The sequence below is a fragment of the Olivibacter sp. XZL3 genome (assembly GCF_004368405.1).
GTDB lineage: Bacteria > Bacteroidota > Bacteroidia > Sphingobacteriales > Sphingobacteriaceae > Olivibacter.
In genome coordinates this window covers 1-2,467 of record NZ_SBJH01000044.1, presented here as the reverse complement: position 1 = coordinate 2,467, position 2,467 = coordinate 1, and the positions used below count along the sequence as shown (strand labels likewise).

Below are 2,467 nucleotides of genomic sequence, written 5' to 3'. Positions count from 1 at the left end.
CTCGCTGAACTTGCTTTTTTTCATTGTCCCTAAATTATAAAACTACATTAATATTCGTAGCTGTTTTAAGGGGAGATTACAAGCCGACCAAACTGCTGTTCCTGCATTCTTCTATCAAAACACCGCAATTCTATGACAATATGGTGGAAGTCTTTGCAGTTGGAGATTATACCAGGGTTTCTAAATATCAAATAAACAAAGTGTTGTTAGATGTTGCAAACCCCGAGTTTTTCAATATTGGTATGTTAAACCGTTCTGCACATAGTGGAGAATCTTATCGAATCACAGCGGGGCCAAATGCAGAGACAACGATCAAGAAAAGCCACGGCAAGAATTATGCGAATGGACACGTATTTATGAAGGGCAATACCGCGGGTAATAAAATGACAGTTGGTTATAGTAGTGCTTCTAAGGTTTGGAGCAATGCTTATGAGAAAATTCCCAATTATGTCAAATGGTGTCAGGTGCTAGCTGCTAAAATTGTCAGTATGAGGGAGGTGAAAACAAATACTGCTTTTGATGACTTGCCAATTGGTAAAGTAGTAGACAGCTTCCCTTTGCCGGCCCATGGTGCCACTTGGAACAATGTGACCTTTAGTGAACCTCCATTATTATACAAATTGGAAGATGGCGAAATAGTCGAGACTTATCAGTTGCTGGATTTTGATATTGAACTTGATAAGGCTAATAGCACTTTGAATATTCTGCTCTTTGATCTGATTTCCCACGGCATTCAACTTAAGTTAAGTTACGACTTTGATAATTATTTTCTATATGTGGAGGAGCCTGATTTTGAATTTATTGTAGAAGAGGCGGGGCATCAGATTCCATTACTGGATTACCTTGATGAATGCCCGCTTCAAATCTATTTGGATGATTTTGCAACAATTGGCAATCATGAATATTATGCGCCACCAAGTGATGCGGATTTTCATTTTGATAACAGTAAAATTCAGGCATTCAGTTGGGCAAATACCGATGTAAAGCGAGAATTCTATAGTACAACTGCCCAAAAGGCTGGTAATGGTAACCTGAATTCTATTCACGAAACTTTACAGGCCAAATTGATGGCTGATAATTACACACTACTAATTTATGATCATGGTCAAGGGGAAGTAGCAGATTTTGTTTCTTTTATTGACTTACCGGATCGTGTAGAGATTAATCTTTATCACATTAAGGGTTCAGGTGGTAATGCTCCGGGAGATCGTGTGAATGACGTTTATGAAGTCTGTATGCAAGCCGTAAAATCACAGGCATGGACTGTTAACCGTCAATCCTTCAGTCGTAAGATTTTGCAGAGAACCAACGGTAATATACACAAATTTTTAGTCGGAAATCCTGCCATATTCCAGGCTCTGATGTCCAGTGGTAAAAGATTACAGTTTCTCTTTACCATTGTACAACCTGGTATTTCACAGGCTACCTTTAGTCCAAAGTTGAGCTACATATTAGCGGCTGCAGATGATTCCATTACGAATAGTGGCTATCTGCCTATGCTAGTCATTGGTTCATAATAATAATAGAAATAGAGCAAGCGGAAGTTGGGCAGGGCCCTACTTTTTGCCCCTTACGCAACGCTATAGGGGTTTTAGGTATCCTCCGGGGATACTTTCATAGCCTTGAGGTCAGTAAATAACCATTTTTAGTATATTTCGTCGTATACTCTTTGGTTTATTCAGCAAGTAATTTTTAGTAAGAATAAAGTTAATATCTTTGAACTATTCAGTAGCTAAGCCATCAATGTGAAGGGCTTCATGCCGGAAATATCGGTACAGCGTGGCTTTACTCTTTTCCCAGTAAGCAAAATTCTCGCCAATGTCGTCTGATTTTTTACAAGTGCTCCTGCTTTACTGTATCCGTGCTAAATAAGTGAATATTGCAATCGTTTGATTAGTTATCTAGCTTTGTTGTCAAAAAAGCAGTTTTTCAATTAGGTTGGAGCTATTTAGACATCCCCGGAAGATATGTGAAACTCTCTGCAGTGTTCCATAGTGTTCTAACACTTGGCCCCTACTTATAATTTGCTTACTGCAATGCGATTAGCAGATTGTTATAAAGTCATTAAATATTTCCGTGAATTCGTATCTAACTGCTCCATTATCCTCATACTTTTCGACCTCCCGAATCAGAACCGCAGTCATCGACGGCCAGAATGAATCAAGGACATCTTCTTTTTTTTTTGATTTAGCTACGCTAATTAGATGCTTCGCATCACATGTTTCAGTGTATGTAAGTGCATTACCCGCACCAAGGTTTAAAACTGATAAATGTATATAATTCTCTGGCTCACGTTTTCGGGTCACATATGCTTTAATGCCGTTTGCTCTTAATTCGTCCACTGCGGTAGTATTCACTATTTCTTGTGGGGTACCTCTATCTGAATCAATGTAAATCGTCAGCAAAAAGTGGACACGATATTTTAAAAACTTAAGGAGTGTTTTCATCAAAAACGTTAGATTTAATT

The 2,467-nt window shown here is 38.5% G+C and carries 2 protein-coding genes; one reads left to right on the top strand and one right to left on the bottom strand.

Going from position 1 to position 2,467, the window contains the following annotated elements:
- The first annotated feature begins 140 nt into the window (after positions 1–140).
- Entirely contained in the window at positions 141–1,517 is a 1,377-nt protein-coding gene (locus tag EPX21_RS10570) for a hypothetical protein (RefSeq protein WP_134089666.1), read from the top strand.
- Positions 1,518–2,042: 525 nt separating this feature from the next.
- Here EPX21_RS10570 and EPX21_RS10565 read toward each other — a convergent pair.
- Positions 2,043–2,467, bottom strand: a 425-nt coding sequence (locus EPX21_RS10565; RefSeq protein ID WP_206106046.1) for a hypothetical protein, incomplete at its 5' end; no start/stop codon positions are given.

Bases quoted from the DNA above. Each gene is read 5' to 3' on its own strand.
- EPX21_RS10570 (WP_134089666.1), top strand. From the start codon at position 141: ATGGTGGAAGTCTTTGCAGTTGGAGATTATACCAGGGTTTCTAAATAT.